Origin of the sequence: Pseudomonas floridensis (assembly GCF_002087235.1) — a bacterium.
Taxonomy (GTDB): Bacteria; Pseudomonadota; Gammaproteobacteria; order Pseudomonadales; family Pseudomonadaceae; genus Aquipseudomonas; species Aquipseudomonas floridensis.
The window spans coordinates 17,587-40,496 of record NZ_MUIO01000042.1 but is presented as its reverse complement, the minus strand read 5'-3'; the positions used below and the strand labels follow the sequence as shown (position 1 = coordinate 40,496).

Sequence of the window (22,910 nt, the reverse complement as noted above, 5' to 3'; positions counted from 1 at the left end):
TCGGGGCCGTTATCGGATCCCGTTTGGCCAGCAGGCAAAAAAAAGGGTCTGGAGAATCACTCCCAGACCCTCAAAAAATTGAGGGGTGTCTAGGCCCTCAATCTGGTGAGCTTGTTGCGCAGGTCATTCCCTGTCAGGCCTTCAGTGGAGCCAGACGTGGAGCAATCATGTTTTCGGGGCGCAGGATGTCGTCGAGCATGGCGTCGTCGAGCAAGCCTTCTTCGCGAACCAGTTCCAGAACGCCGCGGCCGGTTTCCAGCGCGATGCGGGCGATACGGGTCGAGTTCTCGTAGCCGATGTAAGGGTTCAGTGCGGTGACCAGACCGATCGAGTGCTCGACCAGTTCACGGCAGCGCTGTTCGTTGGCGGTGATGCCGACGATGCAGTGCTCGCGCAGCATGTCCATGGCGCGCTGCAGCAGGCGGATCGAGTCGAAAATCTTGTAGGCGATCAGCGGCTCCATGACGTTGAGCTGCAATTGGCCACCTTCGGCCGCCATGGTCAGCGCCAGATCATTGCCGATGATTTCGAAGGCCACCTGATTGACCGCTTCCGGGATCACTGGATTGACCTTGCCGGGCATGATCGAGCTGCCTGGCTGACGAGCTGGCAGGTTGATTTCGTTGATGCCGGTGCGCGGACCGCTGGACAGCAGGCGCAGGTCGTTGCAGATCTTCGACAGCTTGACCGCGGTGCGCTTGAGCATGCCGGAGAACAGCACGAAGGCGCCCATGTCGGAAGTCGCTTCGATCAGGTCGGCGGCTGGCACCAGCGGCTGGCCGCTGATGGTCGCCAGACGCTCGACCGCAAGCTTCTGATAGCCAGGGTCTGCGTTGATGCCGGTGCCGATGGCGGTGCCGCCGAGATTGACTTCGGTCAGCAGCTCTGGCGCCAGGCTGTGCAGACGGTTCAGGTCTTCCGTAAGCGTGGTGGCAAAGGCACGGAATTCCTGACCCAGGGTCATCGGAACGGCGTCCTGCAATTGGGTACGACCCATTTTCAGGACGTGGTTGAATTCTTCACCCTTGGCGGCGAAGGCCTGAATCAGGCTGTCGAGGCTGGCCAGCAATGCATCGTGACCGAGCAGCAGACCCAGGCGAATGGCCGTCGGGTAGGCGTCGTTGGTCGACTGAGCCATGTTCACGTCATTGTTGGGGTGCAGATGCTTGTATTCGCCCTTCTCGAAACCCATGGTTTCCAGCGCAATGTTGGCGATGACTTCGTTGGCATTCATGTTGGTCGAAGTGCCAGCGCCGCCCTGAATCATGTCCACCACGAACTGATCGTGGAAGTCGCCACGGATCAGGCGGGCACAGGCCTCGCTGATGGCGGCGTATTTGGCATCGTTGAGGTGTCCGAGCTGATGGTTCGCGTCGGCTGCGGCCTGCTTGACCATGGCCAGGGCCACGACCAGTTTAGGGTAGTGCGAAAGCGGCACGCCAGACAGGTGAAAATTGTTGACCGCGCGCAGGGTCTGAATGCCGTAGTAGGCGTTTGCAGGGACTTCTAGAACACCAAGCAGGTCTTTTTCGATGCGCGATGATGCAGGCGAGGACATGATAGAAAAAGTCTCAAAAAAAGCACGGACGATGCCGGAACGCAGCGGATAGTGGGCTTTGCGTTTAAAGTTGACCAATGCTGTTAAACGCTGGGCTATGCATAAACGGCATAACAGGTGTGTAACCTGGGTTTTTTGTCATGCGTAAAGGGGACAAAATGTCGCACCTGTACATGTTCCTGTCGCTCACGGGACGGAAAGGTTTTTGTAACTGCATCGCGTCAGGCATCGTCTCTACCGCAGTCGCCTGCTGACGCAGTCAACCATTGTCCGGGAGGACCTGATGAATCTGGAAAGCAAATGGTTGGAGGATTTCAGCGCTTTGGCGGCCACTCGCAGTTTTTCCCAGGCCGCCGAGCGTCGCTTCGTGACGCAACCTGCGTTCAGTCGGCGTATTCGCAGCCTCGAAGCGGCGCTTGGGCTGACCCTGGTCAATCGGTCGCGCACGCCCGTTGAACTGACCGCCGCCGGGCAGCTGTTTCTGGTCACCGCCCGTACCGTCGTCGAGCAACTGGGCGAGGTGGTGCGTCATCTGCATCATCTGGAAGGCGGGCAGGGTGAGGTCATGCAGGTTGCGGCAGCGCATTCGCTGGCGCTTGGTTTCTTCCCGCGCTGGATTGCCCAACTACGCAACGAAGGCCTGAACATCGCGACCCGCCTGGTCGCGACCAACGTGGGCGATGCGGTGCACGCGTTGCGCGAGGGTGGCTGTGACCTGATGCTGGCGTTCTATGACCCGGACGCGGCGTTACAGATGGACGCGGAAATTTTCCCGTCTCTGCACCTCGGGCAGACTCAGATGTTGCCGGTCTGTGCCGCCGATGCACACGGACAGCCGCTGTTCGACATGGACGGCGAGGCCAGCGTGCCGCTGCTGGCTTACAGCGCGGGTGCTTTTCTGGGGCGGTCGGTGAACATGTTGCTGCGTCAGCGCAATCTACGGTTCACCACGGTGTACGAGACCGCCATGGCCGACAGCCTGAAAAGCATGGCGCTGGAAGGGCTTGGGATTGCGTGGGTGCCACAGCTGAGCGTGCGTGCCGAGCTGGCGCGAGGCGAGCTGGTGGTCTGTGGCGGTCCTGAGTGGCACGTTCCGCTGGAAATCCGTCTGTACCGCTGCGCGCTGGTGCGCAAGGCCAACGTTCGCCTTTTGTGGCGCAAGCTCGAAAGTGCGGCGGCGCAGGAATAGCGGCAGAACGGGCCGCCGGGATGGGCGGCCCGCGTCTGGGTCAAGGGTACTGGCTCAGATCCTCGGCGATACGGCGCTTGTTCTCGTCGCTGTAGACTTTACAGTACTGGCGATAGGATTGATGGACCGCCACCAGATTGGTTTCACACCACCAGGCTCCCCGATACAGAATTTCCGCAGATTCGTGGGTGCCGCCCAGCATATGGCCCAGCTCATGGGCCGCAGTCGACACATATCCCAGCGAGGCCATGCCCGTATGGCTGCCTGGAGCCGACAGGCCCAAGGTGTTCGAATCCATTGCCTCCTGAGTCAACAGCAGGTACTTGGTCGTGCCGTTTCGCGGCAGGTTCCTGGCATTGATGTACTGATCGGCCCGCTGCCTCCATGCGTTGTAGATCGCATCGGAATCAGTGCTCTTGTAGGCAAAATCCGTAACGCCCGGGACGTCGCTGATGAACTGCAACTGAACGCGCCGACCTGTGAAACTCTCCAGGTCTTTCACGAGCCAGATAAGATAATCCTCGGCAATGCGGGCGGTGCTGGTTTCCTCGATGTCATTGTGCAGCAGCAGAAAGAGGAACAGCGGGCGTCTGGATGGCGAGTCTTCGGCCTGGGCCACCTGGCCAGACAACAGTGCGGCGATCAGCAGGGCGCCGGTAAAGATTTTCAACATGGGTACTCATCCTTGAGTAAGTAATTCGAGATCTGCCCGGAGCGGGTCAGACCTCACGTAATAAATAGCAATACGTTGCGGCAGTCAGCCGGACCTGGCTGCTGTAGCTGTGGTCCTGTGATATTGAATGTGCAGGACTTGCACGTGTCCTGCTGTGGGAAGGGAAGTCGCCCTGCGGACCGTTTACAAAAACCTTGTACGGATGGTCGTGGAAGGGGCTGTCATCCTGCTGCTTTACGGTATACTGCGCGGCCTTTGGCCGGTTCGATCGGTCATTATTCGTACAACGAGCCACGCCGGTCCTCCCGCGTGGCTTGTTGTTTTTAGACGCGCCTGCGGGCGCCCGATGAGAGGCACGACGATGAGCGTACTGGTTGGCGTGATCATGGGCTCCAAGTCCGATTGGTCCACCCTTAGCCACACCGCTGACATGCTGGAAAAGCTCGGCATTCCCTACGAGGTCAAAGTGGTGTCAGCGCACCGCACGCCGGACTTGCTGTTCCAGTACGCCGACGAGGCGGAGAGCCGTGGTATCGAGGTCATCATCGCGGGCGCCGGTGGTGCCGCTCATTTGCCGGGCATGTGTGCAGCCAAGACCCACCTGCCGGTGCTGGGAGTGCCGGTGCAGTCCTCGATGCTGTCGGGCGTCGACTCCCTGCTGTCCATCGTGCAGATGCCTGCCGGTATCCCGGTCGCCACACTGGCCATCGGCAAGGCCGGTGCGATCAATGCGGCGCTCTTGTCGGCGAGCATCCTGGGCGCCAAACACCCGCAATTTCACGCAGCGCTGAAGAAATTCCGCGCCGAACAGACAGACAGCGTTCTGGACAATCCAGACCCACGTCACGCCTGAGGTTTTTTCATGAAAATCGGTGTAATCGGTGGCGGCCAGCTGGGCCGCATGTTGGCACTGGCGGGTACACCGCTGGGCATGAATTTCGCCTTTCTCGACCCTGCGCCGGACGCCTGCGCAGCGGCACTGGGCGAGCCCCTGCGTGCCGATTATGGCGATCTCGATCCCCTGCGCCAGCTGGCGGATGAGGTCGATCTGGTGCCCTTCGAGTTCGAAAGCGTCCCCGCCGAAACCGTGGCCTTCCTGTCGCAGTTCGTACCGGTCTACCCGAGCGCCGAAGCGTTGCGCATTGCGCGTGACCGCTGGTTCGAGAAAAGCATGTTCAAGGACCTGGGCATTCCGACGCCAGCCTTCGCCGATATCCAGTCGCAAGCCGACCTGGATGCGGCGGTGGCCAGCATCGGTCTGCCTGCCGTTCTGAAAACCCGCACGCTGGGGTATGACGGCAAGGGCCAGAAAGTGCTGCGCACCGCTGCCGACGTAGTGGATACCTTTGCCGAACTGGGCAGCGTGCCGTGCCTGCTGGAAGGCTTCGTACCCTTCACGGGCGAAGTGTCGCTGATTGCCGTGCGTGCGCGTGACGGAGAAACCCGTTTCTACCCGCTGGTGCACAACACTCATGACAGCGGCATCCTGCGCCTCTCCATTGCCAGTACCGATCACCCTTTGCAGGCGCTGGCCGAGGGTTACGCCGGTCGTGTGCTCAAGCAACTGGATTATGTGGGTGTGCTGGCCTTCGAGTTCTTCGAAGTCGATGGCGGCCTGAAAGCCAACGAAATCGCGCCGCGTGTGCACAACTCCGGTCACTGGACCACCGAAGGCGCCGAATGCAGCCAGTTCGAAAACCACCTGCGTGCCGTTGCCGGCCTGCCGTTGGGTTCGACAGCCAAAGTGGGCGAGAGCGCGATGCTGAACTTCATCGGCGAAGTCCCTGCGGTAGACCAGGTCATCGCGGTCGAAGACTGCCATCTGCATCACTACGGCAAGGCGTTCAAGGCAGGCCGCAAAGTTGGCCACGCGACCGTTCGCAGCCACGACCGCGCCACGCTGGACCGTCAGGTCGGTCTGGTCGAGGCGCTGATCAAGGGCTGAGCCTTCGCTGCCCTGCCTGGGCATCCCGTCAGGGCGAGCGTGCTCGTCCCTGAACGGTCTGTTCAGGCACATCGTGCGTGGAGTCAATCCGCGCCAGGCGGTTCTTTCCGCCAATCTTCATTTCCGCCGGAACCATTCCCCACTGCCGTTCTCAGATAGCAGTAAGCCAAGGCTGCTATGGGTCGTGGCACGTTCAATTCAGACAGAGGGAAATGGCATGGGTATCATCGGAACCATCTTCATCGGCTTGATCGTCGGCCTGCTGGCGCGCTTCCTCAAGCCGGGCGATGACAGCATGGGCTGGATCATGACCATCCTGTTGGGCATCGCCGGTTCGCTGGCTGCGACCTACGGTGGCCAGGCTCTGGGCATCTATCAGGCGGGCGAAGGCGCAGGCTTCCTGGGCGCACTGGTCGGCGCAATCATTCTGCTGGTCATCTACGGCATGATCAAAAAGCGCTAAGCATTAGCGTCAGCCCTCTGTTTTGCACTGCGCAGAGGGCTAGAATGCGCGGCAATTCTTTCTTTCCTGCCGAGCACTGTTCATGCGTCGCTTTCTCGTAATGACTTTACTGCTGGTATCCGGGCTTGCACACGCCCAGTTGCCGGAAACCGACTGGCTGGAACTCATGCCCAAGTCGGATCAAAAGGCCCTTGAGGCCATGCCTGAAATCGACCACAACTCTCCTGAAGCGATGGGCACCTTTGACAGCAAGGGCGGGCTCAAGCAGAGCAAAGGGTTGCCGGCGGTGATGTATTCCGCCAAGACGGTCCCGGCGATGAACAACAAGACCATTCGGCTGGGTGGTTATCCGGTCCCGCTGGAAACCGACGCCAAGGGGCACAGCACGCTGTTCTTTCTCGTGCCGTATCCGGGCGCCTGCATCCATGTTCCGCCTCCGCCGCCCAATCAACTGGTGCTGGTGCGTTACCCCAAAGGCCTGAAACTGGATGATATCTACACACCGCTGTGGGTCGAAGGCACCCTGAAAATCGAGAAGATCAGTAACGATCTGGCCGATGCGGCCTACGCTATGGACGCATCCAAGGTCCGGATCGTCGTCGAATCGGACCTTTGATGCAGGCTTGAATCAGAGCGGCTCGCTCCAGATGCTCACGTTCAGAATGTGCATGTCGTCCGGGGCCAGGGTCACCACGTCACTCAGCACGTTGGCGGTTTCGACGCAGACCATGCGCTGCCAGCCGTCCGCTGCCATGTCGGTGAACCGGCTGGTCTTTTCAATCCACGGGTTCCACAGAATGGCCGAGTTCGACCCGCTGCTGTGAATCTGGATGCGGCGTTGCCAGTGTGGGTCGACAATGCTCAGCAGGCCCGGCGTGTCCAGGTAGATGCGGTCGGTTTCGCCGGTAAACGTCAGATCGCCGCTCTGCTCGCGCTCTTCCCAGTTTTCCAGCGTTTCGATGTAGCGCAGGCCGTCCAGCCCTTCGACGCTTACCTGACGTGAGTCGCTGACCGCAAAATACGTGTGCAGCGCCTGGCTGATCGTGACCGCTTCAGTGCCGCAGTTATAGCTGACCAGGCTGACGTTCAATGCGTCGTCCAGGCGAATGCTCAGCTTGAGCGCGACGTTGTGCGGCCAGCCCGGCAGTTTGCCTTCGGCCTGCGGCAGGACGAACTCCACCAGCAGGGCCGCGCCGTCTTCGCCGACACCCAGCATTTCCCAGTCCAGCGCGCGAACCTCACCGTGGGCCTTGGCCGGCTCGGCGCTCTGACGCATGGCCTGCACGCTTTCAGGGTTACGTTCCAGATTGCCAAACCATGGCCAGCAGATCGGCATACCGGCGCGGATGGGCTTGCCTTGCTTGAAGACCGCTTCTTCGTTCAGCCAGATCAGCGGCTGCTGTCCGTCGCGCTGATAGCTGAGAATGTGCGCGCCTTGCTGTGCGACGAGCAGTTCTGCGTCGCCGTGGCGAATGCGCCAGCAATTCAATTCATCGTACTGGACGGGTTCGACGCTGGATTCAACCGGGGATGTGGACATGCGAAATCTCTCACTCAATGGCCGTGACGAAAGTAGACCGTGCTGGACGGAATGAGTTTACCCGGGGGCATGGCCGTTTCTGGTCTCAGCCCCAGGCAGGACAAGGATCAGCGTCGCGCGGGGACCGAACGGGTGCGGCCGGCGGCATCGATGGCGACGAACACGAAAACCGCTTCGGTGACCTTGCGCCATTCGCTGGTCAACGGGTCATCGCTCCACACCTCGACCATCATCTTGATCGAGGTGCGGCCGACTTCTAGGGTTCGCGTATAAAAGGAAAGCTGTTCGCCGACCGCCACCGGGACCAGAAAGGCCATGCGGTCGATCGCCACCGTTGCGACGCGTCCGCCTGCCACTTTGCTGGCCATCGCGGTGCCTGCAAGGTCCATCTGGGACACCAGCCAGCCGCCGAATATATCGCCAAAGCCATTGGTTTCACGGGGAAGTGCCGTGATTTGCAACGCAAGATCGCCTTGCGGAGTTGGATCTTCTTGTTCGAGCTCGATCATGCCTAGGGTGCCTCTGACCCATGACTCTATTATTTTTTGCCGCGGTTAACAGGGTCATTGAAAACCTGAAACATGAACATTGTATGTTCTGATTCAGGCATGGCCCTTGAGGGAAACTCTGCGAAAACCGCTGATTCAGACGTTTTCGCACAAATTCCCAGTGCCGCTGACAGCCTGCGAGTATATCGGGCGTTGCGTCATAGAACGACCGTCGGGTTCTCATTTTGTGTCCACGACGTTCTCGCCAGGTTTTTTTTAAGACAATTTGTTATCTTGCTGGACCTCTACAGGTGACAAGACTGCCTGTACACGCAATTTTGGTGCCTATCTGCACAGTTGCTCCGGACAATCGCTTCTGCACGCCACCCCGCCGCAGCCAGCGTAGCTGTCGCATGCCTATTTCAGAACAAGCAAAGAGAAGCCTTGTCATGTCATCTGTTTCTTCAAGTACCGCGCAGCCAGCGCGACCGTTGACCCGTAGCGACTACAAGACGTTGTCGCTTTCCGCCTTGGGTGGAGCGCTGGAGTTTTACGACTTCATCATTTTCGTGTTTTTTGCGGCAGTGGTCGGCAAGCTGTTCTTCCCGGTAGACATGCCTGACTGGCTGCGCATGATGCAGACATTCGGCATTTTCGCCGCCGGTTATCTGGCACGTCCGCTGGGCGGCATCATCATGGCGCACTTCGGCGATCTGCTGGGGCGCAAGAAAATGTTCACACTGAGCATCTTCATGATGGCGGTGCCGACCCTGATCATGGGTCTGCTGCCGACCTATGCCCAGATTGGCATGTGGGCGCCGATCCTGCTGCTGTTGATGCGCGTCATTCAAGGCGCGGCCATCGGTGGTGAAGTCCCGGGCGCCTGGGTATTCGTGTCCGAGCACGTTCCCGCGCGTTACATCGGTTATGCCTGTGGCACGCTGACCGCGGGCCTGACGGCAGGCATTCTGCTGGGCTCGCTGGTCGCCACGGCGATCAACAGCATCTACAGCCCCGTCGAAGTAGCCGATTACGCCTGGCGTATCCCGTTCCTGCTGGGGGGTGTGTTCGGCTTGATGTCGGTGTACCTGCGTCGTCTGCTGCACGAAACCCCGGTCTTTGCCGAGCTGCAACTGCGCAAGGCGCTGGCCGAAGAAGTGCCGCTCAAGGCCGTACTGCGTGATCATCGCGGCGCCGTCGCGCTGTCGATGCTGATGACCTGGCTGTTGTCGGCCGGCATCATCGTCGTGATTCTGATGACACCGACCATTCTGCAGACCATTTACGGCTTCCCGGCTGCCACGGCATTGAAGGCCAACAGTCTGGCCATCGTCTTTCTGAGCATTGGCTGCATCGCCGCCGGTGCACTGGCCGACCGGTTCGGCGCGGGCTGGGTGTTCCTGCTCGGCAGCGCCGGTCTGCTGGCCAGTTCGTGGACCTTCTATCACATCCTTGCCGACAACCCGGGCGTGCTGTTTCCGTTGTACGCGCTCACCGGCCTGTTCGTCGGCACCATCGGTGCCGTGCCGTATGTGATGGTCAAGGCGTTCCCGCCAGTGGTGCGTTTTTCGGGTCTGTCGTTCTCGTACAACCTGGCGTACGCCATCTTCGGCGGCCTGACCCCTATGGTCGTGACCTTCATGCTCAAGAGCAGCCCGATGGGCCCGGCCTGGTATGTCGCGGCGCTGTGCGGCATGGGCATGGCAATCGGCATCTACCTGCTGTCCCGCAAGCGCTGATCACGATTCACCGAAACGCGCATTCGTAGATTGTGCCAAAAGGCCATCACCTGATCCGGGGGATGGCCTTTTCATCTTATTGTCACAATCAGTTCATAGAGTAGTCACACGACCGGCGAAAGCGGGTCATGGACCCCTACATACCCTGCCAGGAGCGCAAGGAATGACACTCAAGAGTCTGATGACTGCACTGACATTTGTGGCAGCCGGAGTCGCTGCTGCAAATTCATTCGCCGCCGTAGATCCGGCCATCAAGTCCTACACCAAGACCTCCGGTGTATCGGGCAATCTCTCCAGTGTCGGCTCCGATACCCTGGCCAACCTGATGACCTTGTGGGCCGAGGCCTATAAGAAAGAATACCCGAGCGTGAACATTCAGATTCAGGCCGCCGGATCGTCGACCGCGCCACCCGCGCTGACCGAAGGCACTGCCAATCTGGGGCCGATGAGCCGCAGGATGAAAGACGGCGAGTTGTCAGCGTTCGAGCAGAAGCACGGCTACAAGCCGACGGCCATTCCGGTGGCAGTCGATGCGTTGGCGGTGTTCGTGCACAAGGACAACCCGATCAAGGGCCTGACCCTGCAACAGGTTGACGCGATCTTTTCCGTGACTCGCCTGTGCGGTGCGAAGACGGATGCCAAAACCTGGGGCGACGTCGGTGTGACGGGTGACCTGGCAGGCAAGCCGATCCAGCTGTTTGGTCGCAACTCGGTGTCCGGCACTTATGGCTACTTCAAAGAAGAGGCCTTGTGCAAAGGCGACTTCAAGCCCAACGTCAACGAGCAGCCAGGCTCGGCCTCGGTGGTCAGCTCCATCAGCAACTCGCTGAACGGCATCGGTTACTCCGGGATTGGCTACAAGACCTCCAACGTCCGTACCGTCCCGCTGGCGAAAAAAGAGGGCGGTGAGTTCGTCGAAGATAACGAAGCCAATACCTTGAACGGCACTTATCCGCTGTCCCGCTTCCTGTATGTCTACGTGAACAAGGCGCCCAATCAGCCACTGGCACCGCTGGAAGCAGAATTCGTCAAACTGGTGCTCTCGAAACAGGGCCAGGAAGTGGTCATGAAAGATGGTTATATCCCGTTGCCTGCTCGCGTGGTCGAGAAGGCATTGACCGACCTGGGCCTGCAAAACGCCACGGGCGTGGCGGCAAAGTAACAGACGCAATAGCGAGGCTGAATGGACTTGCCTTGTCACAGGCTGAACAGTCCGCCGCCGGATTTTCTGGGCAGCGGGCTTTTTTGCGTCACTCTTCTGTAATGTTTCTGTAATACAAGGCCGCTACGGTGTGTGCGCATGAATGAGTTGGCTAAAGCCGCGATGAATCAGGACTCTGCCCCGGAGCGTATTGACTTCAATACGCCCGCGATGCTGCGCAAGCGTCGTATTCGTGCGTTCAAGGATCGTCTGACTCACTGGTACGTGGCCATTGGCGGTCTGGCGGTGCTGGCTGCCATTACCCTGATTTTCTTTTACCTGGCCTACGTCGTTGCGCCGTTGTTCAAGGGAGCGAGCCTGACGGCTGCGGCGCCCCTGAACGCCACCTGGCTGCAGGACGCCGGCAAGCCGCTGATGATCGCCATCGAAGAACAGAACCAGATCGGCATGCGGATTTCCGACAAGGGCGACGTGGTGTTCTTCGACATCAAGGACGGCACCGAGCTGCAACGTGTCGCGTTACCGATTCCGGCGGGGACAACCGTCACGTCCATCGGCAAGGACCAGCCGGGTGCGCCGCTGATTGCACTGGGCCTGTCCAATGGTCAAGTGTTGATCTTCAGGCATTCGTACCTGACCACTTATCCGAACAATCAGAAAACCATCACGCCCAGTGTCGCCTGGCCTTACGGCGAGACGCCGCTGGTGCTGGACGAAGCGGGCCGTGCCGTCGAACACGTGACCGTCAGCGTCGACGGTGAAAACCTGAAAGTGGCGGGCTCCACCGGCACGCAGTTGCATGTCATCGCGCTTGAGCAGACCGAGAACCTGATGACCGGCGAAATGACCCGCGAGCAGAGCCGTATCGAATTGCCGCAGATGTCCGCCACGGTCAAAGCCATCTACATCGATCCGCGCCAGCAATGGCTGTACGTCATCAACGGCCGGGCGCAGGCTGACGTGTTCAGCCTGCGCGACCGCTCGCTCAATGGCCGCTATAAATTGCTGGAAGACGGCAATGCCGAGATCACGGCCAGTGCTCAACTGGTCGGCGGCATATCGTTGATCATGGGTAATTCCAAAGGCGGCATGACCCAGTGGTTCATGGCTCGGGATACCGATGGCGAACAACGCTTGATGCACATTCGCGATTTCAGGATGGGCAACGCGCCGATCGTGCAGGTCAAGCCGGAGCAGCGTCGCAAAGGCTTCATCGCTCTGGATGCCTCAGGCAAGCTGGGCGTGTTCCACAGCACGGCGCATCGCACATTGCTGGTCGATCAGGTCGTGGACGGTCCCGGCATCCTGGCGTTGTCGCCACGCGCCAATCAGGTGCTGGTCGAAAGTGGCAGCACGCTGTTGCCGTTGAGACTGGACAACCCGCATCCCGAAGTGTCATGGAGTTCGCTGTGGGGCAAGGTCTGGTATGAAAACTACGACGAGCCCAAGTACGTCTGGCAGTCCACGGCGTCCAACAGTGACTTCGAACCCAAACTGAGCCTGGCGCCGTTGACGTACGGCACGCTCAAGGCCGCGTTCTACGCCATGCTGCTGGCCGCGCCGCTGGCGGTTGCCGCCGCGATCTACACCGCCTACTTCATGGCACCGGGCATGCGCCGCAAGGTCAAGCCGGTGATCGAGCTGATGGAGGCGATGCCAACGGTGATTCTCGGTTTCTTCGCCGGGCTGTTCCTGGCTCCGTATCTGGAAGGCCATTTGCCGGGGATTTTCAGCCTGCTGTTGCTGACGCCCATCGGCATTTTGCTGGCGGGTTTTTTCTGGACGCGTCTGCCCGATTCGATCCGCCTGCGTGTACCGGACGGTTGGGAAAGCGCGATTCTGATTCCGGTCATCCTGCTGGTGGGCTGGTTCTCGCTGAGCATGAGCCCGCATCTGGAGAACTGGTTCTTTGATGGCGACATGCGCATGTGGATCAGTAATGATCTGGGCATCACCTACGATCAGCGCAACGCGCTGGTGGTCGGGCTCGCGATGGGCTTTGCGGTGATCCCGAACATTTATTCGATTGCCGAAGACGCCGTGTTCAGTGTGCCGCGCAGCCTGACGCTGGGATCGTTGGCGCTGGGCGCCACAGCCTGGCAGACCCTGACGCGGGTGGTGATCCTGACCGCCAGCCCCGGTATTTTCTCGGCCCTGATGATCGGCATGGGCCGTGCGGTAGGTGAAACCATGATCGTGCTGATGGCCACCGGCAATACGCCGATCATGGACATGAACCTGTTCGAAGGCATGCGCACGCTGGCGGCCAATGTCGCTGTGGAGATGCCGGAATCGGAAGTGGGCGGCAGTCATTATCGGGTGTTGTTCCTGGCGGCGTTGGTGTTGCTGATGTTCACCTTTGTCATGAACACCGTTGCAGAGCTGATTCGTCAGCGCCTGCGCAAGAAATACTCGTCGCTTTAAGGAAGGTAGAAGTTCGTGAAAAGGAACTCCCTCAAAGGCTGGTTCAAAAGCGGCGCTCCTGGCGTATGGATGAGTGCGGGTGCCGTTTCCATCGCCGTGATCATGACCATCGGTTTGCTGGCCGTGATTGCCGTGCGCGGCCTTGGACATTTCTGGCCCGCCGATGTGGTTGCGGCACAGTACGACGTCCCCGGTCAGGCAAGGCATGTGCTGATGGGGGAACTGGTCGAGAAGGAGCAGGTGCCGCGCGCCCGCTTACAAGGCGCAGGTTTGCCAGTCCCTGCCGAAGGGCCCGAGTTCATGACCCGCGAGCTGTTCAAGGTCGGAAACCGGGACATCAATCCCAGCGATTTCACGTGGGTGATCGGTGAGTGGCTGACCGGGGAGAGTCGGCCGGCCGAGTTGATGACCCTCGAGCGTCGCGAGTGGGGCAACTTCTACGGCTATCTGGTCAACGTCAAGGAAAGCGGCAAGGTCGTCGCGCAAGGCGAAGCAGCGTGGCCGACCTTGCAGGAACGCATCAAGCGAGTCGAGCGGTTGGCTGACGAACTGTATGCGCTGGAGAAGAAAGACATCGGCGCCATCAATCATGGTATCGAGCGGCTGCGTCTCCAGGCCCGCAAGCTGGAGCTCGATGGCAGGCTCGATGCCGCCGCGCAGGCCGACATGGCTGTCGAGCGCGCCGAACTCGATGCCCGTTACGTGGCCATCGAAGAGCGTCTTGGCGCGCTGCATCAGGCATTCGACCGCGACAGCCTTACGGCCCGTGATGCCAACGGCAAGGAAATCGAGATCAGCCTGGGCAAGGTGGTGCATGCCTACCAGCCCAATGCGATGGGCACGGTCACCAAACTGACTTTCTATTTCAAGAAACTGTGGGAATTCCTGAGCGACGACCCGCGTGAGGCCAATACCGAGGGCGGGATCTTCCCGGCGATTTTCGGGACCGTGATGATGACCTTGATCATGGCGATCATCGTCACGCCGTTCGGCGTACTGGCGGCGGTGTACCTGCGCGAGTATGCGCGCCAGGGCCCGTTGACCCGGCTGATTCGCATTGCGGTCAATAACCTGGCCGGCGTCCCCGCCATCGTCTATGGCGTGTTCGGTCTGGGTTTCTTTGTCTATGTGCTGGGCGGTTCGGTGGACCGGCTGTTCTTCCCCGAGGCCTTGCCTGCACCAACGTTTGGTACGCCGGGTCTGTTGTGGGCATCGTTGACCCTGGCGCTGCTCGCCGTTCCGGTGGTGATCGTGGCGACTGAAGAGGGGCTGGCGCGGATTCCGCTGACACTGCGTGAGGGCTCGCTCGCACTGGGTGCGACCAAGGCCGAAACGCTGTGGAAAATCGTCTTGCCGATGGCCAGCCCGGCCATGATGACCGGCCTGATTCTGGCCGTGGCCCGCGCCGCGGGTGAGGTTGCGCCGTTGATGCTGGTCGGCGTGGTCAAGCTGGCACCGTCGTTGCCGCTGGATGGCAACTACCCGTACCTGCACCTCGATCAGAAGATCATGCACCTGGGTTTTCACATTTACGACGTGGGCTTCCAGAGCCCCAATGTCGAGGCGGCTCGCCCGCTGGTCTACGCCACGGCCTTGTTGCTGGTACTGGTCATCGCCTTGCTCAACCTGTCGGCGGTCAGCATTCGCAACCACCTGCGGGAAAAGTACAAGGCGCTCGACAACTGATCCAAGAGTGCCGCCCCTCATGCGAGGCGGGCGGCCCTATGAAACGAATGGTTCGCACAGGAGCAATCCATGCAGCACGAAAGCCCGACTCACGGCATGAACATGTCGGCTCTGAGACGTCACAAGCAAGGCCTGCATCTGGCCGACGAAACCGTGGCGATCGAAGTGCCGGGGCTGAACCTGTTCTATGGCGAAAAACAGGCGCTGTTCGACATCGCCCTGAACATTCCCAAGCAGAAGGTGACCTCGTTCATCGGCCCGTCGGGATGTGGCAAGTCCACGCTGCTGCGCACCTTCAACCGCATGAATGATCTGGTCGATGGCTGCCGCGTCGAGGGCGCGATCAATCTGTACGGCCACAACATCTACACCAAGGGCGAAGAAGTCGCCGAATTGCGCCGCCGTGTCGGCATGGTGTTCCAGAAGCCGAACCCGTTTCCCAAGACGATCTATGAAAACGTGGTCTACGGACTGCGCATTCAGGGGATCAACAAAAAGCGCGTACTCGACGAAGCTGTCGAGTGGGCCTTGAAAGGCGCTGCACTGTGGGATGAGGTCAAGGATCGACTGCATGAGTCGGCACTGGGCTTGTCCGGTGGTCAGCAACAGCGTCTGGTCATTGCCAGAACCATCGCCGTGGAGCCGGAAGTCCTGCTGCTCGACGAACCCTGCTCGGCACTTGACCCCATTTCGACCCTTAAAGTCGAAGAGCTGATCTACGAACTGAAATCCAAATACACCATTGTGATCGTTACCCACAACATGCAGCAGGCGGCTCGGGTGTCGGATTACACCGCGTTTATGTACATGGGCAAGCTCGTCGAGTTTGGTGATACCGACACATTATTCACCAATCCGGCCAAAAAACAGACCGAAGACTACATCACCGGTCGTTACGGCTAGGACGTGCTTCGTCAGACCTGAACCACCGCTGCGTTTTCGCAATTAACCGGACGTTCCAAGGACACCCAGCATGATCCACAAAGACAGCCACACGCATCACATTTCCCAACAGTTCAACGCGGAACTCGAAGATGTTCGCAGCCATTTGCTCGAAATGGGTGGCCTGGTCGAGAAGCAGGTGAATGACTCGGTAACCGCACTGATCGAGGCCGATTCGGGCCTGGCCCAGCGCGTTCGGGAAGTCGACGACCGGATCAACCAGATGGAGCGCAATATCGATGAAGAATGCCTGCGCATTCTGGCACGTCGTCAGCCTGCGGCTTCCGATCTGCGATTGATCATCAGCATTTCCAAGTCGGTAATCGACCTGGAGCGCATCGGCGACGAGGCCACCAAGATCGCCCGTCGCGCGATCCAGCTGTGCGAGGAGGGCGAGTCGCCGCGTGGTTACGTCGAGGTGCGACACATCGGTGATCAGGTGCGCAACATGGTGCGTGACGCGCTGGACTCGTTCGCCCGCTTCGACGCCGAACTGGCTCTGTCCGTCGCCCAGTACGACAAGGTCATCGACCGTGAGTACAAGACCGCGCTGCGCGAGCTGGCGACCTACATGATGGAAGACCCGCGTTCGATCTCACGCGTTCTGAACGTCATCTGGGTGCTGCGTTCGCTTGAGCGTATCGGTGACCATGCGCGCAATATCTCCGAGCTGGTGATCTACCTGGTGCGCGGCACCGACGTTCGCCACATGGGCCTCAAACGCATGAAAGAAGAAGTGCAGGGTATATCCGCAAGCAAAACCGCTAATGTTCCGGGTGAAGCTGACGATAAGTAAGATTGCCTGCAAGAAAACGCCCGGCCTGTGTCGGGCGTTTTTCATTGTGCAGATGAACATTTCCAGCCGCCTGCGGATTAAATCTCATGGCGCAGTCAATCAATATGGCAGTTGGCTATTGGTCAACGCTATGCTTGCCGAAACAAAGGGCGTGTTGGCATATCGCAGTTCGCCTCCAGGGTGAACACGTCCGCAGGAGCGTCGATGAGTAAGGTCAGTGTATTGGTGGTGGATGACGCGACTTTCATTCGCGACTTGGTTAAGAAAGGGCTGCGCAATTATTTTCCCGGGATTCACACCGAGGACGCAGTCAACGGCCGCAAGGCCCAGGCGTTGCTGAGCAAAGAGTCGTTCGATCTGATTCTGTGCGACTGGGAAATGCCTGAGATGTCCGGTCTTGAGCTGCTGGCCTGGTGCCGTTCGCAAGACAACTACCTGAAAACCGTGCCGTTCATCATGGTGACCAGCCGTGGCGATAAGGAAAACGTGGTGCAGGCGATCCAGGCCGGTGTCAGCGATTTCGTCGGCAAGCCGTTCACCAACGAACAACTGCTCACCAAGGTCAAGAAAGCCCTGGCCAAGGTTGGCAAGCTGGACGCCGTCATGTCTTCGGCACCGGCCCGCATGAATTCGCCGCTCAATGATTCGCTGAGCGCGCTGACCGGTGGCAAGGCCGAGGTGGTGCGTTCCGCGCCTGCAGCCGCGCCTGCAGCCGCGCCTGTCGCCAGTGGCATCGCCAAGGCACCTCCGGTGGTCGCCAAATCGGCAGAGCCTGCCGGTCGTGGACAAGGCCAGCTGCGCCTGCCCAATGGCATTCAGTCCTGCGTGATCAAGGCGCTGAGCCTGAAGGAAGCTTCGCTGGTGGTACGTCGCAGTGACAACCTCCCGCAAGTCCTGGACAGCGCCGTGCTGGACCTGGAGCAGGGCGAGAGCAATGAAACCGCACGTTTGAACGGCTACCTGCATTCAGTGGCTGCGTTTGAGCAGAAACCGGACAGCGACTGGTTGCAAGTGATCTTCCGTTTCGTCGACCAGGACGCGCAGAAGATGGATTACCTGTCCCGCCTGATCGCACGCGGCACGGCGCAGAAGCACTTCGTTCCCGGCGCCTGATCGCCGATCCCGCGCGGCGCGGTGTGCCGGTCACACATTGCCGCGACCTATGGCGCGTGTTTCTTGACGCTCGCTTTGTTGCCAATTGAAAGCGCTGTGTCCTTTTCCGGGCACAACGCTGCTAGGCTTGGCAACCATCGTCAATGAACCAGACCCTTTCTGATGCTCGAGCGCCTGCTGATTCTGATTGCCCTGACCATGACCACTCCTGTGGCCTGGGCGATCACGATCTATAAAACCACCGATGCCGATGGCGTTGTCTCGTTTTCCGACCGGGCCTCACCAGGGGCCTCGGTGCTCGTGTTCCGCGACCGGATGGTCGAGCACATCGAACAGCAGGTGCACCTGAGCATCAGGCGCGAAAAGGGCGTGCACAGTCTCTATGTGCGTAACGACCTGTATGCGCCGGTCGAGGTCGAACTGAAGCTGTCTGGAGTCAAGAACGTGTTGGGAGTCTCGGGCTCATCAGCCACGCTGCGCCGCACAATTGCCGCGCGCAGCAATGAGCGCGTGGTGGTGTTGAGCCCGAAGGTGCCGGACAAGGCGATGAATTACGCCTCGATGCTGAGCTCGACCCTGGGCGACCCAAAGAGTACCGCGCAGGCTTACCGCTATCCGCTGCCCTGGGTCGGCGGCCCGTTTCGCCTGACGCAGGGGCCGGGTGGCAAATACAGCCATTACGGGATCAAGGGGCGCTACGCGATGGACATCGCCATGCCTGAAGGCACGCCGATCATCGCGGCACGCGGCGGTACGGTGATAAAGATCGAGAACAGTCAGTCTGGCCGGGGCTCGAACGCTTCAGGCAATTTCGTGCGCATTCTGCACGACGACGGCACCATGGGCGTCTACCTGCATTTGATGCGCGGCTCGGTCGCGGTCAACGAAGGCCAGCGCGTGCATGTGGGAAGTCCGCTGGCGCGCTCCGGCAATACCGGCAACAGCACCGGGCCGCATTTGCACTTTGTCGTGCAGCGCAACACCGGCAATGAACTGGTTTCCATCCCTTACGAATTCGCCCAGCCGGTTCAAAGCCTGCCCAACTTCGCAGTAGGCGGAAACTGACGGTTGATCGATCCCGGCTCTGCGTTCAGGTCTGCACGCGGAGCATGGGCACGATCAACCGCTGAGTCAGGTGCGCAGCGGGTTCAATCCAGCTTCAATACCTTGGCCAGGACAATCTTGGGGCCTTTCATCTTCTTGATGATGATCCGCAGTCCTTCGACTTCCATCTGCTCTTCTTCTTCCGGCACCCGCTTGAGGGTCTCGTAGATCAGGCCCGCCAGGGTTTCGGCCTCGATGTGGTCAAGGTCGATCCCCAGCAGCCGCTCGATCTTGAACAGCGGGGTGTCGCCGCGTACCAGCAGTTTGCCCGGCTGGTAAGCCAGAATGCCGCGTTCGACCTTGCGGTGTTCGTCCTGAATGTCGCCCACCAGCACTTCAAGCACGTCTTCCATGGTCAGGTAGCCGATGATCTTGCCGTCGGCTTCTTCGACCACCGCGAAGTGTGCCCCGCCCTTGCGGAATTGCTCCAGCAGCTGCGAGAGCGGCATGTGCCGCGACACGCGTTCCAGCGGACGGGTTAGCTCGGCCAGGTTGAACGACTCGGGCAGGTGGTCCAGATCGGCCAGTTCGAGCAACAGATCCTTGATGTGCAGCAGGCCGACGAACTCGCCACGCTCCGCGTCATAGACCGGGTAGCGGCTGAACTTGTGGCGGCGGAACAGCGCAAGGATTTCCTTGAGCGGTGCGTTGAAGTCCAGCGTCACCATGTCTTCGCGGGAGTTGGCCCAGTCGACGACTTCCAGCTCGCCCATTTCCACGGCCGACGCCAGCACACGCATGCCCTGATCGCTCGGGTCCTGGCCACGGCTGGAGTGCAGAATCAGTTTCAGTTCGTCGCGGCTGTAGCTGTGTTCGTGATGCGGACCGGGCTCGCCTTGACCGGCGATGCGCAGGATCGCGTTGGCGCTGGCGTTGAGCAGGTAGATCGCCGGGTACATGAGCCAGTAAAACAGGTACAGCGGCGCGGCGGTCCACAGCGACAGCAGCTCCGGCTTGCGGATCGCCCAGGATTTGGGGGCCAGCTCGCCGATCACGATGTGCAGGTACGAAATGATGAAGAACGCGGTGAAGAACGAGATGCCCTTGATCAGCTCGGGAGTGTCCACGCCCATCGCGCTGAGTACAGGCTCCAGCAGGTGGGCGAACGCCGGTTCACCGACCCAGCCCAGCCCGAGGGAGGCGAGGGTGATACCCAGCTGGCAGGCGGACAGGTAAGCGTCGAGCTGGCCATGCACCTTGCGCAGAATGTGCCCGCGCCAGCCGTTCTTGTCGGCGATGGCCTCGACCCGGGTCGAGCGCAGTTTGACCATGGCGAATTCCGCCGCAACGAAAAAGCCGTTGAGCAGAACCAGGAACAGAGCAAAAAGAATCATGCCGAAGTCGGCAAAGAGTGAAGACAGGTTGAAACTAGGGGAAGGGTCCATGGTGGAGTTTTACGGGGTCCGTTCTAACAGAAAAGGGTGATGCTGCGCCGAAAAAGCGCCATGAACCCGGCAATGTAGCGGCTGTGTGAGCGATTGCCTAGTAGTCTGACTCGTCGCTTTCGGGTTTGGACATCTGGCTGGTGGCAAAATGGCAGGTGAAAACGCTGCCCTTGTTCGGAACGCTGTTGATTTCAAGGGTTGCGCGATGCCGCAGCAGCACATGCTTGACGATCGCAAGCCCCAGCCCAGTACCGCCGGTATTGGACGCACGGCTGGTATCGACGCGGTAGAAACGTTCGGTCAGGCGCGGCAGGTGTTTGGTTTCGATACCGATCCCCGAATCCTGCACGCTCAGGTGCGCGCCGCGTTCGTCCGTCCACCAGCGGATGCGAATGGTGCCCTTTGCCGGCGTGTATTTGACCGCGTTGAAGATCAGGTTGGAAAACGCGCTACGCAGCTCGGTTTCGCTGCCTTTGAGGCGCATCTCGCTTTCGATGCTGAGATCGATCTGTTGATTCTTGCTGCCTGACAGGGCGTTGGCGTCGGCCGTGATTGTCTTGAGCAGGCTGCTGATGACCACCGGATGGTTATCCGACGGGTAGTCGGTGGCTTCCAGCTTGGCCAGCAACAGCAAGTCGTTGAGCAGCGTCTGCATGCGTCCGCCTTGCTGATGCATTTGCTGCAGCGCACGCACCCAGCGCGGATTTACTTCATCGACATTGTCGAGCAGGGTTTCCAGATAGCCGAAGATCACCGTCAGCGGCGTACGTAATTCATGGGAAACGTTGGCGACGAAATCTTTGCGCATCTGCTCCAGTTGATGGATTCGCGTCACATCGCGCACCAGCATCAGGTGCTCGTTGTTGCCGTAGCGGGTGATCAGCAATTGAATATGCAGGCGATCATTGGTGGGCGAGGGGATCTCCAGCGGCTCGGCGTAGTTGCCCAGCGCGAAGTATTCCTTGAAGCGCGGATGACGCACCAGGTTGGTCACCGGCTGTCCGCTGTCCTGCGGCGTCTTGAGCCCCAGCAAGGTTTCAGAGGCGCGGTTCCACCATTCCAGGTTGCCTTCGCTGTCGAGCATGATCACCGCATCCTTGAGGGCGGCGGTGGACTCCTGGACGCGATCGATGACGGCTTGCAGGCGCCCGCGAACGCGCTGGTCACGGCGCTGCAGGTGATAAATGCTGTCGAAGACTTCGCCCCACAGACCGTAGCCGTCCGGTGGCGGCTCGTCAGCCTTGTGGCTGCTCAGCCATTCATGCAGGCGCAGCAGTTGCTTGAGGGTCCAGGCCAGATAGAGGCCCAGCCCGATGGACAGGCTCCAGCCATACTGTCCACTGATCAGGCCGACCAGCAGGCAGGCCGTGATCAGCAGCAACATGTGGCGTATCAGCGTGCCGTGCCAGTTTTGGTTCAATTAAGGGTACATCCTAGTCTGGTGCACGCTGTGGGTGCCCTGTGTCTGCGAAAGCGGCTGTCAGCTTTTCGTGGAAAAGCGGTAGCCGGTGCCGCGCACGGTTTGTACCAGATTTTCATAAGCGTCACCCAAGGCTTTGCGCAGACGGCGAATGTGAACATCCACTGTGCGTTCTTCGACGTACACGTTGCCGCCCCAGACCTGATCGAGCAATTGGCCGCGCGTGTAGGCGCGCTCCTGATGGGTCATGAAGAATTGCAGCAGGCGGTATTCGGTGGGGCCCATCTCTGCCGGTTTGCCGTCGATGGTGACGCGATGGCTGATCGGATCGAGTAACAGGCCGCCGACCTCGATAGGCGCCTCGCCGTCCGTTGGACCGGCGCGACGCAGTACAGCCTTGAGGCGCGCAACCAGCTCACGGGGCGAGAAAGGCTTGGTGATGTAATCGTCAGCGCCCACTTCCAGGCCCTGGATCTTGTTGTCTTCTTCGCCCTTGGCGGTAAGCATGATGATCGGGATGTCCCCGGTCAGCTCATCGCGCTTGAGACGGCGCGCCAGTTCGATACCCGAAGTGCCGGGCAGCATCCAGTCGAGCAGAATCAGGTCCGGCTTGCGATCAACGATGATCGCGTGGGCCTGCTGAGAGTTTTCGGCTTCAATACAGTCGTAGCCAGCCATTTCCAACGCAACGGCGATCATTTCGCGAATAGGCGCTTCGTCGTCAACGATCAGAATGCTCCTGCCAGCCATGCTTGAACCTCGTGTCATTTAACTGTCTTGGGGCGCATTAGATAACGGAATTATTGCAGTCGTGTGACAGGTTGGAATGAGGCTATCACGCATGCCCTCTGCCGACTAAGCTGGGGTGGCTATCTCGAACTCAAATCAACGATAAAAAGAGGATGTATCCGATGGCTAACCTCTCTTCTGCATTCACGTGCCTGCTGGCTGCCGCTGCCCTGGCGTCGTCTACGCTGAGCCTCGCTGCCGAGCCTGCCATGACTCAGGACGGCAAACTGGTCGATCACAAAGGCATGACCCTGTACACGTTCGACAAGGACAGCACCGGCAAATCGGTCTGCAATGATCAGTGCGCGGTCAACTGGCCACCGCTCGCTGCCGAAGCCGACAGCTCTGCCGAGGGCAAGTGGACCGTCATCACCCGTGATGACAAGACGCGGCAATGGGCTTACGACGGCAAGCCGCTCTATACCTTCAAAAGCGACACGAAGGCTGGCGATGTCACGGGCGAAGGCGGCGTCTGGCACATCGCCAAACCCTGA

At 59.9% G+C, this 22,910-nt stretch carries 21 protein-coding genes; 14 read left to right on the top strand and 7 right to left on the bottom strand.

Going from position 1 to position 22,910, the window contains the following annotated elements; genetic code table 11:
• Positions 1–133 precede the first annotated feature (133 nt).
• A complete protein-coding gene (gene aspA / locus BZK31_RS12575) occupies positions 134–1,558 on the bottom strand; it encodes an aspartate ammonia-lyase (protein ID WP_083183183.1) in 1,425 nt (474 codons plus the stop codon).
• Positions 1,559–1,841: 283 nt separating this feature from the next.
• On the opposite strand from aspA, the gene BZK31_RS12570 reads away from it, so the two are divergent.
• Entirely contained in the window at positions 1,842–2,747 is a 906-nt protein-coding gene (locus BZK31_RS12570; RefSeq protein ID WP_083183161.1) for a LysR substrate-binding domain-containing protein, read from the top strand.
• A 40-nt stretch (positions 2,748–2,787) separates the two neighbouring features.
• Here BZK31_RS12570 and BZK31_RS12565 read toward each other — a convergent pair whose 3' ends face one another.
• Entirely contained in the window at positions 2,788–3,420 is a 633-nt protein-coding gene (locus BZK31_RS12565; protein ID WP_083183159.1) for a zinc metalloprotease, read from the bottom strand.
• 361 nt (positions 3,421–3,781) lie between these two features.
• On the opposite strand from BZK31_RS12565, the gene purE reads away from it, so the two are divergent.
• The 4 genes from purE (at position 3,782) to BZK31_RS12545 (ending at position 6,444) form a co-directional block, all read left to right on the top strand.
• Positions 3,782–4,273 carry a 5-(carboxyamino)imidazole ribonucleotide mutase gene (gene purE, locus BZK31_RS12560; RefSeq protein WP_083183157.1) on the top strand — a complete coding sequence of 164 codons (492 nt, stop codon included), beginning with the start codon at positions 3,782–3,784 and terminating at the stop codon, positions 4,271–4,273.
• 9 nt (positions 4,274–4,282) lie between these two features.
• Positions 4,283–5,365: a 5-(carboxyamino)imidazole ribonucleotide synthase gene (locus BZK31_RS12555; protein WP_083183155.1), complete on the top strand. Its 1,083-nt coding sequence runs from the start codon at positions 4,283–4,285 to the stop codon at positions 5,363–5,365.
• A gap of 217 nt (positions 5,366–5,582) precedes the next feature.
• Positions 5,583–5,828, top strand: coding sequence for a GlsB/YeaQ/YmgE family stress response membrane protein (locus BZK31_RS12550; RefSeq protein WP_004881638.1), 246 nt, complete (start codon positions 5,583–5,585; stop codon positions 5,826–5,828).
• Positions 5,829–5,910: 82 nt separating this feature from the next.
• Positions 5,911–6,444 (top strand): DUF3299 domain-containing protein, encoded by a 534-nt coding sequence (locus tag BZK31_RS12545; RefSeq protein ID WP_083183153.1) that lies wholly within the window; start codon positions 5,911–5,913, stop codon positions 6,442–6,444.
• A 12-nt stretch (positions 6,445–6,456) separates the two neighbouring features.
• Here the strand turns inward: BZK31_RS12545 and BZK31_RS12540 are convergent, their stop codons facing one another.
• Both BZK31_RS12540 and BZK31_RS12535 read right to left on the bottom strand, forming a co-directional pair.
• Positions 6,457–7,368, bottom strand: coding sequence for a D-hexose-6-phosphate mutarotase (locus BZK31_RS12540; protein ID WP_083183151.1), 912 nt, complete (start codon positions 7,366–7,368; stop codon positions 6,457–6,459).
• Between the two features lie 107 nt (positions 7,369–7,475).
• Positions 7,476–7,877 (bottom strand): acyl-CoA thioesterase, encoded by a 402-nt coding sequence (locus BZK31_RS12535; RefSeq protein ID WP_083183148.1) that lies wholly within the window; start codon positions 7,875–7,877, stop codon positions 7,476–7,478.
• A gap of 428 nt (positions 7,878–8,305) precedes the next feature.
• Between BZK31_RS12535 and BZK31_RS12530 the strand changes: the two genes are divergently transcribed.
• The 8 genes from BZK31_RS12530 to BZK31_RS12495 all read left to right on the top strand — a co-directional run bounded on the left by BZK31_RS12530 (position 8,306) and on the right by BZK31_RS12495 (position 18,783).
• Positions 8,306–9,595 carry an MFS transporter gene (locus tag BZK31_RS12530; protein ID WP_083183147.1) on the top strand — a complete coding sequence of 430 codons (1,290 nt, stop codon included), beginning with the start codon at positions 8,306–8,308 and terminating at the stop codon, positions 9,593–9,595.
• Positions 9,596–9,758: 163 nt separating this feature from the next.
• Positions 9,759–10,757, top strand: a complete 999-nt coding sequence (locus BZK31_RS12525; protein ID WP_083183145.1) for a phosphate ABC transporter substrate-binding protein PstS — start codon at positions 9,759–9,761, stop codon at positions 10,755–10,757.
• Between the two features lie 138 nt (positions 10,758–10,895).
• Positions 10,896–13,181: an ABC transporter permease subunit gene (locus tag BZK31_RS12520; RefSeq protein ID WP_167377939.1), complete on the top strand. Its 2,286-nt coding sequence runs from the start codon at positions 10,896–10,898 to the stop codon at positions 13,179–13,181.
• Between the two features lie 69 nt (positions 13,182–13,250).
• On the top strand, positions 13,251–14,867 hold the full coding sequence (pstA, locus tag BZK31_RS12515) for a phosphate ABC transporter permease PstA (protein WP_208617200.1): 1,617 nt from the start codon (positions 13,251–13,253) through the stop codon (positions 14,865–14,867).
• A 69-nt stretch (positions 14,868–14,936) separates the two neighbouring features.
• Entirely contained in the window at positions 14,937–15,770 is an 834-nt protein-coding gene (pstB, locus tag BZK31_RS12510; RefSeq protein WP_083183139.1) for a phosphate ABC transporter ATP-binding protein PstB, read from the top strand.
• 70 nt (positions 15,771–15,840) lie between these two features.
• Positions 15,841–16,605, top strand: a complete 765-nt coding sequence (gene phoU, locus BZK31_RS12505; protein ID WP_083183138.1) for a phosphate signaling complex protein PhoU — start codon at positions 15,841–15,843, stop codon at positions 16,603–16,605.
• 204 nt (positions 16,606–16,809) lie between these two features.
• Positions 16,810–17,718, top strand: a complete 909-nt coding sequence (locus BZK31_RS12500) for a response regulator (RefSeq protein WP_083183136.1) — start codon at positions 16,810–16,812, stop codon at positions 17,716–17,718.
• Between the two features lie 162 nt (positions 17,719–17,880).
• Positions 17,881–18,783 (top strand): peptidoglycan DD-metalloendopeptidase family protein, encoded by a 903-nt coding sequence (locus tag BZK31_RS12495; RefSeq protein ID WP_083183134.1) that lies wholly within the window; start codon positions 17,881–17,883, stop codon positions 18,781–18,783.
• 83 nt (positions 18,784–18,866) lie between these two features.
• Here BZK31_RS12495 and BZK31_RS12490 read toward each other — a convergent pair whose 3' ends face one another.
• From BZK31_RS12490 to phoB, 3 genes are all read right to left on the bottom strand, one after another.
• The gene (locus BZK31_RS12490) at positions 18,867–20,207 is read right to left on the bottom strand and encodes a hemolysin family protein (protein WP_083183132.1); all 1,341 of its coding nucleotides are present in this window, start codon (positions 20,205–20,207) and stop codon (positions 18,867–18,869) included.
• Between the two features lie 97 nt (positions 20,208–20,304).
• Positions 20,305–21,627, bottom strand: a complete 1,323-nt coding sequence (gene phoR / locus BZK31_RS12485) for a phosphate regulon sensor histidine kinase PhoR (protein ID WP_083183130.1) — start codon at positions 21,625–21,627, stop codon at positions 20,305–20,307.
• A gap of 60 nt (positions 21,628–21,687) precedes the next feature.
• A complete protein-coding gene (phoB, locus tag BZK31_RS12480) occupies positions 21,688–22,377 on the bottom strand; it encodes a phosphate regulon transcriptional regulator PhoB (RefSeq protein WP_002555882.1) in 690 nt (229 codons plus the stop codon).
• Between the two features lie 161 nt (positions 22,378–22,538).
• Here phoB and BZK31_RS12475 point away from each other — a divergent pair, with 161 nt between their 5' ends.
• Positions 22,539–22,910 (top strand): COG4315 family predicted lipoprotein, encoded by a 372-nt coding sequence (locus BZK31_RS12475; protein ID WP_083183128.1) that lies wholly within the window; start codon positions 22,539–22,541, stop codon positions 22,908–22,910.

Excerpts from the sequence above, each read along its gene's own strand:
- aspA (WP_083183183.1), bottom strand. The coding sequence starts at position 1,558 with ATGTCCTCGCCTGCATCATCGCGCATCGAAAAAGACCTGCTTGGTGTT.
- BZK31_RS12570 (WP_083183161.1), top strand. The coding sequence starts at position 1,842 with ATGAATCTGGAAAGCAAATGGTTGGAGGATTTCAGCGCTTTGGCGGCC.
- BZK31_RS12565 (WP_083183159.1), bottom strand. The coding sequence starts at position 3,420 with ATGTTGAAAATCTTTACCGGCGCCCTGCTGATCGCCGCACTGTTGTCT.
- purE (WP_083183157.1), top strand. The coding sequence starts at position 3,782 with ATGAGCGTACTGGTTGGCGTGATCATGGGCTCCAAGTCCGATTGGTCC.
- BZK31_RS12555 (WP_083183155.1), top strand. The coding sequence starts at position 4,283 with ATGAAAATCGGTGTAATCGGTGGCGGCCAGCTGGGCCGCATGTTGGCA.
- BZK31_RS12550 (WP_004881638.1), top strand. The coding sequence starts at position 5,583 with ATGGGTATCATCGGAACCATCTTCATCGGCTTGATCGTCGGCCTGCTG.
- BZK31_RS12545 (WP_083183153.1), top strand. The coding sequence starts at position 5,911 with ATGCGTCGCTTTCTCGTAATGACTTTACTGCTGGTATCCGGGCTTGCA.
- BZK31_RS12540 (WP_083183151.1), bottom strand. The coding sequence starts at position 7,368 with ATGTCCACATCCCCGGTTGAATCCAGCGTCGAACCCGTCCAGTACGAT.
- BZK31_RS12535 (WP_083183148.1), bottom strand. The coding sequence starts at position 7,877 with ATGATCGAGCTCGAACAAGAAGATCCAACTCCGCAAGGCGATCTTGCG.
- BZK31_RS12530 (WP_083183147.1), top strand. The coding sequence starts at position 8,306 with ATGTCATCTGTTTCTTCAAGTACCGCGCAGCCAGCGCGACCGTTGACC.
- BZK31_RS12525 (WP_083183145.1), top strand. The coding sequence starts at position 9,759 with ATGACACTCAAGAGTCTGATGACTGCACTGACATTTGTGGCAGCCGGA.
- BZK31_RS12520 (WP_167377939.1), top strand. The coding sequence starts at position 10,896 with ATGAATGAGTTGGCTAAAGCCGCGATGAATCAGGACTCTGCCCCGGAG.
- pstA (WP_208617200.1), top strand. The coding sequence starts at position 13,251 with ATGAGTGCGGGTGCCGTTTCCATCGCCGTGATCATGACCATCGGTTTG.
- pstB (WP_083183139.1), top strand. The coding sequence starts at position 14,937 with ATGCAGCACGAAAGCCCGACTCACGGCATGAACATGTCGGCTCTGAGA.
- phoU (WP_083183138.1), top strand. The coding sequence starts at position 15,841 with ATGATCCACAAAGACAGCCACACGCATCACATTTCCCAACAGTTCAAC.
- BZK31_RS12500 (WP_083183136.1), top strand. The coding sequence starts at position 16,810 with ATGAGTAAGGTCAGTGTATTGGTGGTGGATGACGCGACTTTCATTCGC.
- BZK31_RS12495 (WP_083183134.1), top strand. The coding sequence starts at position 17,881 with ATGCTCGAGCGCCTGCTGATTCTGATTGCCCTGACCATGACCACTCCT.
- BZK31_RS12490 (WP_083183132.1), bottom strand. The coding sequence starts at position 20,207 with ATGGACCCTTCCCCTAGTTTCAACCTGTCTTCACTCTTTGCCGACTTC.
- phoB (WP_002555882.1), bottom strand. The coding sequence starts at position 22,377 with ATGGCTGGCAGGAGCATTCTGATCGTTGACGACGAAGCGCCTATTCGC.
- BZK31_RS12475 (WP_083183128.1), top strand. The coding sequence starts at position 22,539 with ATGGCTAACCTCTCTTCTGCATTCACGTGCCTGCTGGCTGCCGCTGCC.